The organism is Cyanobium sp. WKJ7-Wakatipu, assembly GCF_024345355.1.
In the GTDB taxonomy this organism is placed as follows: Bacteria; Cyanobacteriota; Cyanobacteriia; order PCC-6307; family Cyanobiaceae; genus Cyanobium_A; species Cyanobium_A usitatum.
Map to the genome: position 1 here is coordinate 107,357 of NZ_JAGQAY010000003.1, position 12,139 is coordinate 119,495.

Sequence of the window (12,139 nt, forward strand, 5' to 3'; positions counted from 1 at the left end):
AGACCCTGGCAACTGGCTGATTTAAAACTGACCGCATGGCAACTGGCCCAGCCACTGCTGAATCGGCGCCGCCAGTTGCTCAGGCATCTGGCCCATCGGCAGGTGGCCAGCTCCAGCCAACTCGATGAACTCGTGCTCTGGGGCGTAACCGGCCAGATGGCGCACATAGCGAGATGCCATCACCTGGTCGCGTTCGCCGGCAATCCACAGGCTTGGCACCTGCAGGCGGGCAGTGAGCTGGGGCAGCTGGCGCACCGCCCCAGGGCCGGTGCTGCAGGCCAGCAGGCCCTGGGCTGCCCGGCGCTCGGCGAGCAGGGGGCTGCGCACCGGATCGCTGCCCGGCAGCTCCGCCAGCCAGCCAGGACGCCAGCGCAAAAACAGGGCGCCGCCGCGGCGCACCTGGGCAAAGGCTCGCGGCTGATAGACACCACCGCCGGCGGCGATCTGGATCACCCCCACCAGTTGCTCGCCCAGTAGGGGCGCCGCATGCAGGGCGATGCTGCCCCCGAGGGAATGGCCCAGCAGCACTATTGGTCTGCCGCCCGCCTGCTCCTGGGCCGCTGCGGCTAGCCAGCGGCCGTAGCTGGCCAGGTTTGGCTGCAGCCCCCGGGGCCTGGGCCGCTGGCCAAAGCCCGGTAAATCCGGACTCCACAGCTCCCAGCGTGGTGCCAGCGCTGCTGCCAGGGGCGTCCACAACCTGCCGGCCAGCAGCCAGCCATGCAGTGCCACCAGCAGGGGGGAGGGGGCTTGGTGCACCAGCGCTCGGCAACCCGGGCCCCCCAGGCTGGCGCAGCAATCGCAACTCGAACGACCATCGGGCAGGATCGTTCCATTGCGTTGCACCCGCCCCTGTGGCTTCGGCCGAGCTCCTCACCAGCCTCTACGGGGAGCAGCACCGGCTCTGCCCCACGCCCAATTCCCAGCTCAGCCTGGTGCTCAGCCGCGAGCGGGAAATCGACTTGTTCGAGCTTGAGCGGCTCTGCGATGCCGTGGGCTGGAGCCGCCGGCCCCTGCGCCGAGTGCGCAAAGCCCTCCAGCACAGCCTCCTGCGGGTGGGTCTGTGGCGCCACGACCCCCGGATGCCAAAGCTGGTGGGCTTCGCCCGCTGCACCGGCGATGGCGTCGTCGAGGCCACCGTCTGGGACGTGGCAGTACATCCCCTTTATCAGGGCGCTGGGCTGGGCAAGCAGTTGATGGTTTACGTCCTCGATCAGCTGCGCTCGATGGAAGTGGATCGGGTCAGCCTGTTTGCCGACCCAGAGGTGGTGGCCTTCTATGTCGCCCAGGGCTGGGAGCTTGAACCGCTGCAGCGCCGTTGCGCTTTCTGGTATTCGCCCTAGCGCCGGCTCATATCACCCGTTTGGTAGTAGCGGCTAGCGAGCTCCTCGGCGCTGCCGCCCCGCCGCCAGGCCCGCCGCAGCTGGGCGTTGCTAAGTGCCGTCTGCCATACGCCCAGCTGCTGCCAGCGGCGACCATCAACCCTCAGCTGGGCACCCAGCGGCCTTAGCCGGCAGTGGCGCCGCAGCCGCAGCGCCAGCTCCAGGTCTTCCATCAGGGGTAAGGGCAGCAGGCCCCCTGCCCGCTGCAGCAGCGATCGGGGCAGCAGCAAGCCCTGGTCGCCATAGGGCAGCTGCCGCCAGCGGCTGCGCAGCGCTACTCCCGCCTCCACCAGCCGCAGGCCAAGGCCAGCCCCAGCGATCCTCAGGTCGAAATACCAGGCCGCATCGATTTGTTTTGGCCCATCGCGGTCGATGGCCCGTGCCAAGGCCTGCTGCCAGCGCTCTGGCAGGCGTGCATCGGCATGCAGCAGCAGTAGCCAGGAGCCGCCGCTGCTTTCAACTCCCAGGCCGAACTGCCTCCCCCTACCGGGGGGGCTGGCCAGCACCTGGGCACCGGCCAGTGCCGCCACCCGGGCGCTGGCATCGGCGCTGCCGCCATCGACCACCACAATCTCCTTCAGCAACTCCCACCCCGCCGCCAGATCGGCCAGCAACAGAGGCAGCCGCGGCGCCTCATTGCGGGCGGCAATCACCACGGAGATAGTTGGGGTGATGGTTGAAGTGATTGTTGGGGTGGTCAGCGCCATGGCAGCAGGTCCCTGGCCCAGTCGAGGTCGCCGCGGTGGGTTAGCAGTTCCGGCTCCAGGCCCCGACGCGCCATTGCCGCCAAGGTTTGCTCGAGCACCTGCTCGCTCCCCCAGGCGATGCCGGCGAGCAGCTCCGGCTCGGGACGCCGCAGCCCAATCAGCCAGTAGCCCCCATCGTGGGCCGGGCCCAACACCCCCTGGCTGTGCCCAAGGGACGTAAAGGCGGCTGACAGGTCGCTGGCTTCGAGCTCGGGCAGGTCGCTGCCGATCAGCACCACCTTGCTGGCCCCTTCCCTGGCGGCACGCTGAAACTGGCGCTGCATGCGCAATCCCAGCGCCCCTCGCCCCTGCAGCACGGTTCTGTCCGCCCCGAGCGCCTGGCCCCACCGGCTGGCGGCGAGGCCACCCAACCCCTCAACGGCAAGCACCAGTTCAAGGCCGTGACCCTGGCGGGCGTCCCTAGCCGCCGCAAGGGTGTGCACTGTCAGCCGCGCCTGGATTTGGGCGGCCCTGGCCGCGCCAAGCTCTTGGGCCAAGCGTCGCTTGCAACGGCCCGGAGCCGGCCAGCGGGCCATCACGATCAGCTGGCGACTGCAGGTAGCACTCACCCCTGGCGGGGCAGTTCTGCTGGCTTGAGCTGCAGGGTCAGCCGCCCGTCGCCGCGACGCAGGGATACGGCCAGGGGCTGACCCACCCGGCCCTGGTCCACGGCCAGCTGCACCTCGGAGGGGTTCTTTACGGCCTTGCCTCCCACCTGGTCGATCAGGTCGCAGGGCTTGAGGCCACCCTCTGCGGCTGGGCTGCCGGGCATCACCTCCACCACCACCACCCCATTCACCTCGGGAAGCCGACATTCATCGGTGCTGGCGTTGATCTCCCTAGCCAACTGGGGCGTGAGGGCCTGCAGTCGTACGCCGATGTAGGGATGGCTGGCGGAGCCCTTCTCGAGGATCTGGGCGGCGATCTGGCGAGCAACGTTGATTGGGATCGCAAAACTCAGGCCGGCGCCTGGGGCCTTAAAGATGGCTGTATTGATGCCGATCACCTGACCCCGGTCATTGATTAGGGGGCCGCCACTGTTGCCGGGATTCACGGCGGCATCGGTCTGGATGTAGGGCACGCGCTGGCCCTCACCCACCGCATTGGTGCGCTGGATCGCGCTGATGATTCCAGCTGTGACCGTGTTGTCGAGGCCAAGCGGATTGCCAATGGCAATGGCCCATTCGCCCGGGCGCACTTTGGCGGAATCGCCCAGGGGAGCCACCGGCAGCTTGGAGGCCACCACCTTCACCACCGCCACATCGGTGAGCGGATCGCTGCCGAGCACCTTGCCGGTGAAGCTGCGGCCATCGGGCAGGGTCACAGTCACTTCACTGGCCCCTTCCACCACGTGGGCATTGGTGAGCAACACTCCGTCAGAACGGGTGATGAAGCCCGAGCCCTGGCCCTGCTGCTGCTGAATGGTGGGTCCGCGGCCAAACAGGCCGCCCAGGGGGTTCACCAGGCGCTTGACGGTGTCGATTCGCACCACGGCTGGCCCCACCTTGGCCACCGCATCAACGATCAGGGTGTTGCCCTGCTGCAGCGGCGGGGTTGGGGGTGCATCACTGATCGGTGTCTGGGTGCTCTGGCGGCCAGGCAGCCCAGGCAGCCCTTGGCTGCAGCCCACCAGCAGCAGCGCTGCAGGGGCGACTAGCGCAGCTCGACAGCGGGGGGAGAGGCGGAGCATGGGGATGGAACTGGGCCAGGTCTGAATCCGTTTCATTAAAGACTGCCCAGCTGCGCAACCATGCGTAGATTCGGCTCCTTAGATACGGCGGAGTTCGGTGCAGCAGGGAGAGGAGCTGTGGCACCAGGTTCAGCAGGCACTGCAGGCCAACCTCAGCAAGCCCACCTTTGAGACCTGGATACGACCGGCTCGCTGTCAGGGATTTGAGGCCGGCCAGCTCCAGCTTGAGGCCCCCAATAGCTTTGCCTGTGGCTGGCTGCGCAAGAACTACCTCGGCACGATCGAGGCGGTTGCCAGCGAGATCGCCGGCCGCCAGGTTCAGGTTCGGGTTTCCGCAGCCAGCGGTGATGACATCATTGCGGCGTCCGCCAGTGGTGCGGCGGCGGTTCTGGCTCCGGTGGCCGTGACCAGTCGTGATGCCGCGCCGCGGGCTACGGGCGAGACCCCCCGAAAATTGGCGCCGGGCCTCAACCCTCGCTACGTGTTCAACCGCTTCGTGGTGGGACCCAACAGCCGCATGGCCCACGCTGCGTCCCTAGCGGTAGCCGAGGCACCGGGCCGGGAGTTCAACCCCCTATTTCTGTGCGGTGGAGTCGGGCTGGGCAAAACCCACTTAATGCAGGCGATCGGCCATTACCGACTTGAAATCAACCCCGAGGCGCGGGTGTTTTATGTGAGCACCGAAACCTTCACCAACGACCTGATCCAGGCGATCCGCAAGGACGGCATGCAGGCCTTCCGCGACCGCTACCGCGCCGCCGACCTGATCCTGGTGGACGACATTCAATTCATTGAGGGCAAGGAATACACCCAGGAGGAGTTTTTCCACACCTTCAACGCCCTGCACGAGGCGGGCCGCCAGATCGTGATTGCCTCCGATCGCCCTCCCTCCCAGATTCCTCGATTGCAGGAGCGGCTGATCTCCCGCTTCTCGATGGGCCTCATTGCCGACATCCAGGCTCCAGACCTGGAAACCCGCATGGCGATCCTGCACAAGAAGGCGGAGCAGGAGCAGATGGTGCTGCCCCGCGACCTGATCCAGTTCATCGCCGGCCGTTTCACCTCCAACATCCGCGAGCTGGAAGGGGCACTAACCCGGGCGGTGGCCTTCGCCTCGATCACCGGCCTGCCGATGACGGTGGAATCGGTGGCCCCCATGCTCGATCCCGGTGGTGGGGATGTGGAGGTGAAGCCGGTCCAGGTAATCGAGAAGGTGGCCGAGGTGTTCGGTGTGGGCGTAGAAGAGATGCGTAGCGCTAGCCGCAAGCGAGCCGTCAGCCAGGCCCGCCAGGTGGGTATGTACCTGATGCGCCAGAGCACCAATTTGAGCCTGCCGCGCATCGGCGAGGCTTTTGGTGGCAAGGATCACTCCACGGTGATGTATGCCGTTGAGCAAATCGACCGCAAACTTAATAGCGATCCGGTTCTTTCACGCCAAGTGCAGCAGGTGCGAGACCTGCTGCAGATTGACTCTCGAAAGCGTCGTTAAATCTCTGCTTAAATAATATTAAATTTAGCGGCACCCCTGCACTGAAATCCTATAACTGAAGCCCAAGGCACCGGGATCCTTGCTTGCCCCTACTTTGAAATTCATCTGGGTAGCCTGCTTGCCGGGCACGCTTGCAAAGGGGCCAAACATTTTGCCTGTGCCCATCGGCGGATTCAGCTGTGTATTGAACATCTGCAGGCTTGAGCCATCGCTGAACTTCATGTAGGCCTCAACGGGGTACTTGGCCTTGGGGTCGGAGCTGTTGGCGGTGAAAAAGAACTTGAAGCTGGTGTAGGGCTGGTCCACCAGAAAGTCGGTGTTCCAGTTGGTGCGACCGAGAGCCATTCCGATCGGGGTGACCTTGGCCGCTCCCACCGATTTGGACACGATACGTGAGCTGCCATTTCCCCCAACCGGTTGCAGAAAGGTGCAGGTGGGGGCAGCACCGGCACTGCCGCCCCCAAGGGCCACTCCTAGGGCAAATCCAGCTGCGGTAAGGCGTGTCAGAGACATGGGGCGATCAAATCAGCTCTGACTTTAGGTGAGGGGCCTAGATGGGTCTAGCCCCTCTACTTCACCATCAAATACACGGCTGGCTGTGATGTCTTCAGCCTCGATCGTCATCAGGTCGAGTTTGGTTAGGGGGCTACCGATACGGCTGAATAGGCGGTTGGCCTGTCGCATTCGCGCTCTATCAATGGCGTTACGAATGGAGCGAGCATTGGCGAAGAAGGGCAACTGCATGCGACGTTGGATGTAGCCAACGAAAGCTGCAGTAGCCTCCTGGCTGAAGCGGTAGTTTTCGGCGGCTAGCACCAGTTGGGCAATGGCAAGCAGTTCCTCGGCGCTGTAGTCCGGGAAATCGATATGGTTTGCTACACGCGACGAGAGCCCTGGATTAGATTGATAAAAAATATCCATTCGATCTTTGTAGCCCGCAAAAATTACTACTAAGTCGTCGCGATTACCCTCCATTACCTGCAGCAATATTTCGATGGCTTCGGCGCCGTAATCCCTTTCATTTTCCGGTCGATAGAGGTAGTAAGCCTCATCGATAAAGAGCACGCCGCCCATTGCCTTTTTGAGCATTTCCCGGGTTTTTGGCGCGGTGTGGCCGATATATTGCCCCACCAGATCGTCGCGGGTAGCGGTCACCACATGGCCTTTGCGCACATAGCCGAGACCGTGAAGGATTTTGCTCATCCGGGCAGCAACTGTGGTTTTGCCCGTGCCCGGTCGCCCCGTGAATGACATGTGCAGGCTGGGCGGCTTGGTCTCAAGCCCCACTTGCTGCCTGGCCCTGTCGACCACCAGTAAGGCAGCGATTTCTCGGATGCGCGCCTTCACCGGCCGTAGGCCGATCAGCTCAAGGTCGAGTTGATCGAGCATCGCCTGAATGCCGGCTCCTTCATAGGCCGCCTGTAGATCAATCACCGTGTCGTTGCCGGGGACTGGGAGTGTCAACAGACCAGAGTATCAATGGCTGCTGTGAAGGCCCAGTCTGCTGCTTCGATTGGGGAGTCTTCAGTTTCGGCGCGCAGGGTCAGGTTCACGTAGGTGCGCCCGAAGCTGATATCAGGGAAGCGTTGCTGGGTCTCGCAGAGGGCATTGAGCCGCTCCAGAAAGTCTCTGGTGGTGGCGTAGTCGCTGAATTCAATGCGCCGCTCCAGCCTTTCGGCCTGCTCGGGTTTGGGGCGCGGGGTCCAGGGTTGGTCCATTACTTGAAGCTAAAACAGGTCATTTTGGGCTCAGTCAAGGCAAACTCAGTCAAGGCAAACTTAGTCAAGGCAGTCTCAGTCAAGACAGTCAGTGCGGGCAGTGGCCAGGCGGGAGGCCCAGGCTGCGGCATAGGCGCGGTTTGCTGCCTGGGCTGCTGGTTCGCTGCTGTTGAGCGGCTGGGGGAAGGTGCCACGTATCGCCGCATTGGTGACACAAAACATCGACTTCTGGAAGCTCATGCAGATTTTCACCCGCACATCTCCCTCCCCTCGAGTGCGCTCGCGATACCACTGGTGCAACCGCTCCGGCAGATGCCGGAACATGTCTTGCATCAGCAGGCTGGGTGGAATGCCGGCACCCATGCTCGGCAGGGGGTCGGCAAATAGGGCGCCGTAGGCAAACTGCGCCTGGTCCGGTGAGATCTGCTGGGCCTGGGCATTGAAACTAACCGTGCCCAGGAACGGCATGCCTCGCAGAAAGACAGCCTCCACATAGGGCACGGCCACATCCACCAGAAAGGTAAGACCAGCCTCCGGTGGCAGCACCCAAAAGTGTTCGCCGTCAACCTCCACTCCGTAGGTGATCGGGTTGGCAGCGGCGGCGACAAGTCCGTCCTTGATGAACTCGACCACGGCGTCGATGCTGGCCACCCTGCCATCTGCCTCAGCCTCGGCCAGATCGATGAAAAGATCGCTCATTACCCGCCAAAACTGACCGAGGGCGTGGGTGGTGGCCGCGGTACGAATCAGCTCGGGCAGGAAGCCCCTGAACAGGGGGTTGAGTAGGGCCAGCAAGGGATCAAGCCGGGTCTTGCGGCGAATGATCGCTGCGCAGTTGGCCGCAAACGCATCGGAATCCAGATAGGCATCAAGGCCGCCGGTGCCATGCCAGAGCATGGCCTTCATGCAATATTCGGCGTATTCGAAGTTGATCCGGTCGTGGATTAGGTGGCGCCAGATCTTGGCTGGGTTTTTGTCACCGTCAAGGTATTTGAACAGTGGAAAGGGCAGCAGGAACTGCTGCTCGGCTTGGAAGATCAGGTTGATGCTGTAGGCATCCAGCACCTCTCCGTAGCTCTTGAGCACATCCACCACCTCGATCAGGTGGTCTGCGGATTCGCTGAGCAGGGTCTGGCCGCTGAGTAGCTGCTGCTCAAGTTCTGCGGCAGCAGGCTTACCCCCAGCGTGGACCAGTTCGGCAGAGATGATTGGCATCAGCCCACCCCCCATGGATGCAGGGCTGCCAGTTGCAGGGCGGCCACCAAAGCTGGCAGTTGGGCCATGGAGGTGGAAGCGGCCTCGCTCAACTTACCGAGGCCCGAGGGCAGCAGACCGATGGCCACCACAGCAAAGGCCAGCCCCATGGCGGGAATGGTTTCGCGGGGCGCCACTGGGGCAAGGCGCACATCGAGGCGACCATCGGAAACCGCATCGCTGGCCGGTGTCACTGCCAGGCGGCCGAAGAAGGCGCGGTTAACGAGCAATAGAAAATAAACCGCCGTTAGGCCCGAACCAACCATCGAAAGCAAGGTCGCCAGTGGGAAGGCGGTGATGCTGCCGCGGAACACCATGAACTCCGAAATGAAGCCGGCCATGCCAGGCATACCGGCACTGGCCATAACCCCCAAAATCATCAGCGTGCCTGTGAAAGGCAGACCCCTTTCCGGGTTGAGCAGACCATGCAGCACCGAGAGATCCCGGGTGCCCGTCTTGCGATACACAATGCCCACCAGCAGAAAAAGCAGGGCTGAAATCAGACCGTGGCTCACCATCTGGAAGACCGCCCCGAGCAGGGCGACCGGTGTGGCAGCTGCAGCGGCTAGCAGGATGTAGCCCATGTGACCCACGGAGCTGTAGGCCACCATCCGCTTCATGTCCTGCTGGGCGATCGCTGCCAGGGAGCCAAACAGCACAGAAACAGCTGCCCAGATGGCCAATCCCGGCGCAAGCAGGGCCCAGGCTTCCGGGAAAAGACCCATGCAGAAGCGCAGCAAGCCGTAGGTGCCCAGCTTCAGCAGCACCCCTGCCAGCAGCACTGACACAGGGGTAGATGCCTGGGTGTGGGCATCGGGCAGCCAGTTGTGAAATGGGAATAGGGGCACCTTGATGCCAAATCCCACTAGCAGCGCCCCCAGCAGCACCAGCTGACCTCCCATCGCCAGCCTTTCACTGGTGACCGGGGTGAGGCTGAAGTCCACACTGCCGGTTAATAGGGCGAGGCCCAAGAATGCTCCGAGGATTAAAATTCCCGAAACCGCCGTAAAAATAAGGAACTTTGTGGCCGCGTAGGCCCGGTTGGCGCCGCCCCAGATGCTGATCAGAAACCAGAGAGGTATCAGTTCCAGCTCATAGAACAGGAAAAACAGCAACAGGTTTTCGGCTAAGAAAGCACCGTTGACTGCGCCACTGATAACCAGCAAAAGGGCGAAGTAGACGCGGGGCCGCTGGTTAATGTCCCGGGTGCAGATCGCCGAAACCAGAGTGAGGGCTGAATTGATCAGCACCAGCGGCATCGACAGACCATCGACCCCGAGCCGGTAATCGAGGCCGATGCTGCCGACCCAGACAAATGACTCCTGCAGCTGCATGCCACTGAGGCCGGTGTCGAAGCGGAGCAGCACCAGCAGGCTCCAGATCAACTGCAGGCCCAACACCACCAGGGCCACGGTGCGCATACGTCCGGGCGAGGGGTTGCCGGGCCATAGGGCTAGGGAAAGTGCTCCGACTAGAGGGATCAGTAGTAGAAGGCTAAGCATCAGGCACTCCTCATCCGTGCAACCACTGCAGCGAGGCGAGCAGCAGCACAATCGCCAATAGGACCGTTAGGACATAGGTCTGCAGTTGGCCGCTAACGGAGAGCTTCAGCCCTTCGGCGCTTGCCAGGGAAAGCCTGCCAATGCCATTAACAAAGCCACTCACCAGAGCCTGGTCGATCCAGTTGCTAAATCGCGCCAGGCCAGCTACCGCCGCCACAATCGTCACCTTGTAGATGCGCTCGGTGTAGAAGTCATAGGCCAGTAGATCCTGGAGCAACCGCAGGGGCCGGAACATGGATCGGGACCAGAACTTGTGCAGGGGTGCCAGGCAGCCGCCGATTACTCCAGCCACCCCGCTTGCCACCACTGCAGTGGCGAGGGGCAGGGGGAAGGAGTCCAGGCCTGGCACCGGATCTATCCGGGCCATCAAAGCTGGCAGGAGGGCTACCAGCACGGTCAGACTCACCATCGGCAGGGCCATCAGCCAGTTGACCTCAGGGGCTCGCTTAGTTTTCGGCAGTGGCGCTCCCATAAACACCTGCCGGAATACCCGGGTGAGGTTGAAAGCTGTCAGGGCATTGGTGATCAGCACAACTGCGGCAAAAAATGGCGCGGTGCGGCCTAGCGCCTCCACCAGCAGGCCGAAGCACCAGAAGCAGCCAAGGGGCAGCAAACCCACCAGGCCCGCTCCCCCCACCAGGTAGGCGGTGGTGGTGGCAGGCATGCGGGAGCCCAGGCCACCCAGCTCGGTGAGGTCCTGGCAGCTGGTGGTGGCGATAACGCTGCCCACACTCATGAACAGCAGGGCCTTGGCCAGGCCATGGGCAAACAACAGCAACAGGGCAATAGCCGGCTGTTGCAGGGCGATTGCAATGAAAACCAGGCCCAGATAGGAGGTAGTGGAGTAGGAGAAGGCCCGCTTGATATCCACCTGGGCGATCGCCACCAGGGCACCAGCCAGGGCACTGATTGTGCCAACCACCAGCAAGGCATCAACAGCCAGCGGTGAAAACCGCAGCAGCGGCATCACCTTGAGAAGCACAAGGGCTCCAGCGGTCACAACTACGGAGTTGCGCAGAATCGAGGCTGGGTTTGGACCCTCCATGGCCTCGTCAAGCCAGAGGTGCATGGGGAACTGGGCGCACTTACCCATAGGGCCGGCGATCAGGCCCAGCCCGAGCAGGGTGCCCGCAAGCGGAGTTAGGGATCCATTGGCATGGGCTTCAGCTGCCCACACGTAAAGGTCGTCGAATTCCATCGAGCCAGCCCAAGCTGAGAGAGCGACTACTCCCATCAACAGCAAGACATCACCAACCCGCTTGGTCAAAAAGGCGTCTCTGGCCGCCGTAACGACCAGCGGTTGGGCGTACCAAAACCCCACAAGCAGATAGGTGGAAAGGGTGAGCATTTCCAGCAGGAAATAACTCATAAACAGATTGCTGCTTAGTACAACTCCGGCAAGGGCGCCTTCGAAGAAACCCACCAGGGCATAAAACCTCGCCAAGGCCCACTCCTTATCCAGGTAGCCCAGGGCAAATACCTGACCCACCAAGCTCAGTCCGGTCACCAACTCCAGGGCGGCCAGATTGGTCAGGGATAGGTCGAAGCCAATGCGCAGGTCGAGATCGGCAGCCTGAAACCAGGGCAGCTCGATGTGCTGGGGACCCAGCAGCCATACCTGCTGCAGCATCAAGGTGCCATGCACCACCGCCAGCAACGTGACGATCAGGTTGAGATAAGCCGCAGGGCGAGGACCGTGACGCTTGATCCATCCAGCAGCCCACGGCAGGGACAAAACCATGCCGCTGAACCCATAGAGCGGGATCAACCAGGCCAGCTGGATCGAAAGTGGCAGGGGTGGGGCGAGCAAGGGGAGATGGGCGTCGGTCGGCTCAGAAGGTGGCCCGTTCCATCGAGGGGTTGGGCCTGGAGCCAAGGCTGCTCAGCCAGGCTCCCAGATCTTCACCGTGGTGCTGTTCGTCCTTCCAGAGACTCCTGAACAAGGTTTCATTAGCGCCATCACCCACCAAAACACAAAAGCGGACCGCCTCGGCGTAGTGATGGATCAGGTCGTTTTCGAGGGCGAGATTGAGCCGGAGCAGTCCAACTAGATCGGCGGCATGGGTTACAGGCCTCAACTGGGATGCGGCAGGAGCGACACCCAGCTCAAGCATGCGCTGAACGAGGCGTTCGGCATGCTGCATTTCCTCCACGGTTTCGCTACGAAACCTGGCGGCCGAATCACCATCTCCCCAGAGCTCCACTAAGGAAGCCTGGGTCATGTACTGCTGAACTGCGGAAAATTCCAAGCTCAGGGCGCGGCCGAGGTAACCCAGGACGCGCGGATGAACGGCGCCCATG

13 protein-coding genes are annotated in these 12,139 nt (G+C 62.6%); 2 read left to right on the plus strand and 11 right to left on the minus strand.

Annotated elements, in window-relative coordinates; all coding sequences use genetic code 11:
* Positions 1–21 precede the first annotated feature (21 nt).
* Positions 22–756, minus strand: a complete 735-nt coding sequence (locus tag KBY83_RS02820; protein WP_255018236.1) for an alpha/beta fold hydrolase — start codon at positions 754–756, stop codon at positions 22–24.
* Positions 757–851: 95 nt separating this feature from the next.
* Here KBY83_RS02820 and KBY83_RS02825 point away from each other — a divergent pair, with 95 nt between their 5' ends.
* Complete coding sequence (locus tag KBY83_RS02825; RefSeq protein ID WP_254942346.1) at positions 852–1,340, plus strand: GNAT family N-acetyltransferase; 489 nt, start codon at positions 852–854, stop codon at positions 1,338–1,340.
* On the opposite strand, the gene KBY83_RS02830 is transcribed toward KBY83_RS02825, so the two are convergent.
* The 3 genes from KBY83_RS02830 to KBY83_RS02840 are packed head-to-tail and all read right to left on the minus strand — an operon-like array spanning position 1,337 to position 3,815.
* Entirely contained in the window at positions 1,337–2,086 is a 750-nt protein-coding gene (locus KBY83_RS02830) for a TIGR04283 family arsenosugar biosynthesis glycosyltransferase (protein ID WP_255018237.1), read from the minus strand. The genes KBY83_RS02825 and KBY83_RS02830 overlap by 4 nt on opposite strands.
* Positions 2,077–2,694 (minus strand): TIGR04282 family arsenosugar biosynthesis glycosyltransferase, encoded by a 618-nt coding sequence (locus KBY83_RS02835; protein ID WP_255018238.1) that lies wholly within the window; start codon positions 2,692–2,694, stop codon positions 2,077–2,079. Before KBY83_RS02835 ends, KBY83_RS02830 begins: the two co-directional genes overlap by 10 nt.
* Positions 2,691–3,815 carry a trypsin-like peptidase domain-containing protein gene (locus tag KBY83_RS02840; protein ID WP_255018239.1) on the minus strand — a complete coding sequence of 375 codons (1,125 nt, stop codon included), beginning with the start codon at positions 3,813–3,815 and terminating at the stop codon, positions 2,691–2,693. Before KBY83_RS02840 ends, KBY83_RS02835 begins: the two co-directional genes overlap by 4 nt.
* A 97-nt stretch (positions 3,816–3,912) precedes the next feature.
* Between KBY83_RS02840 and dnaA the strand changes: the two genes are divergently transcribed.
* Positions 3,913–5,304, plus strand: a complete 1,392-nt coding sequence (gene dnaA / locus KBY83_RS02845; protein ID WP_254961432.1) for a chromosomal replication initiator protein DnaA — start codon at positions 3,913–3,915, stop codon at positions 5,302–5,304.
* A gap of 24 nt (positions 5,305–5,328) precedes the next feature.
* On the opposite strand, the gene KBY83_RS02850 is transcribed toward dnaA, so the two are convergent.
* From KBY83_RS02850 to KBY83_RS02880, 7 genes are all read right to left on the minus strand, one after another.
* Positions 5,329–5,817: a hypothetical protein gene (locus tag KBY83_RS02850; protein ID WP_255018240.1), complete on the minus strand. Its 489-nt coding sequence runs from the start codon at positions 5,815–5,817 to the stop codon at positions 5,329–5,331.
* Between the two features lie 24 nt (positions 5,818–5,841).
* Positions 5,842–6,735 (minus strand): CbbX protein, encoded by an 894-nt coding sequence (gene cbbX / locus KBY83_RS02855; protein ID WP_255018304.1) that lies wholly within the window; start codon positions 6,733–6,735, stop codon positions 5,842–5,844.
* A 29-nt stretch (positions 6,736–6,764) separates the two neighbouring features.
* A complete protein-coding gene (locus tag KBY83_RS02860) occupies positions 6,765–7,022 on the minus strand; it encodes a 4a-hydroxytetrahydrobiopterin dehydratase (RefSeq protein ID WP_255018242.1) in 258 nt (85 codons plus the stop codon).
* 75 nt (positions 7,023–7,097) lie between these two features.
* A complete protein-coding gene (locus KBY83_RS02865; protein ID WP_106502571.1) occupies positions 7,098–8,237 on the minus strand; it encodes a CO2 hydration protein in 1,140 nt (379 codons plus the stop codon).
* Positions 8,237–9,781 (minus strand): NADH-quinone oxidoreductase subunit M, encoded by a 1,545-nt coding sequence (locus tag KBY83_RS02870; RefSeq protein ID WP_255018305.1) that lies wholly within the window; start codon positions 9,779–9,781, stop codon positions 8,237–8,239. Before KBY83_RS02870 ends, KBY83_RS02865 begins: the two co-directional genes overlap by 1 nt.
* Positions 9,782–9,788: 7 nt before the next feature.
* Positions 9,789–11,648, minus strand: coding sequence for an NAD(P)H-quinone oxidoreductase subunit F (locus KBY83_RS02875; RefSeq protein ID WP_255018243.1), 1,860 nt, complete (start codon positions 11,646–11,648; stop codon positions 9,789–9,791).
* Positions 11,649–11,670: 22 nt separating this feature from the next.
* Positions 11,671–12,138 carry a ferritin-like domain-containing protein gene (locus tag KBY83_RS02880; RefSeq protein ID WP_255018244.1) on the minus strand — a complete coding sequence of 156 codons (468 nt, stop codon included), beginning with the start codon at positions 12,136–12,138 and terminating at the stop codon, positions 11,671–11,673.
* Between the last annotated feature and the right edge of the window lies 1 nt (position 12,139).

Excerpts from the sequence above, each read along its gene's own strand:
- KBY83_RS02830 (WP_255018237.1), bottom strand. The coding sequence starts at position 2,086 with ATGGCGCTGACCACCCCAACAATCACTTCAACCATCACCCCAACTATC.
- KBY83_RS02840 (WP_255018239.1), bottom strand. The coding sequence starts at position 3,815 with ATGCTCCGCCTCTCCCCCCGCTGTCGAGCTGCGCTAGTCGCCCCTGCA.
- KBY83_RS02850 (WP_255018240.1), bottom strand. The coding sequence starts at position 5,817 with ATGTCTCTGACACGCCTTACCGCAGCTGGATTTGCCCTAGGAGTGGCC.
- KBY83_RS02860 (WP_255018242.1), bottom strand. The coding sequence starts at position 7,022 with ATGGACCAACCCTGGACCCCGCGCCCCAAACCCGAGCAGGCCGAAAGG.
- KBY83_RS02865 (WP_106502571.1), bottom strand. The coding sequence starts at position 8,237 with ATGCCAATCATCTCTGCCGAACTGGTCCACGCTGGGGGTAAGCCTGCT.
- KBY83_RS02880 (WP_255018244.1), bottom strand. The coding sequence starts at position 12,138 with ATGGGCGCCGTTCATCCGCGCGTCCTGGGTTACCTCGGCCGCGCCCTG.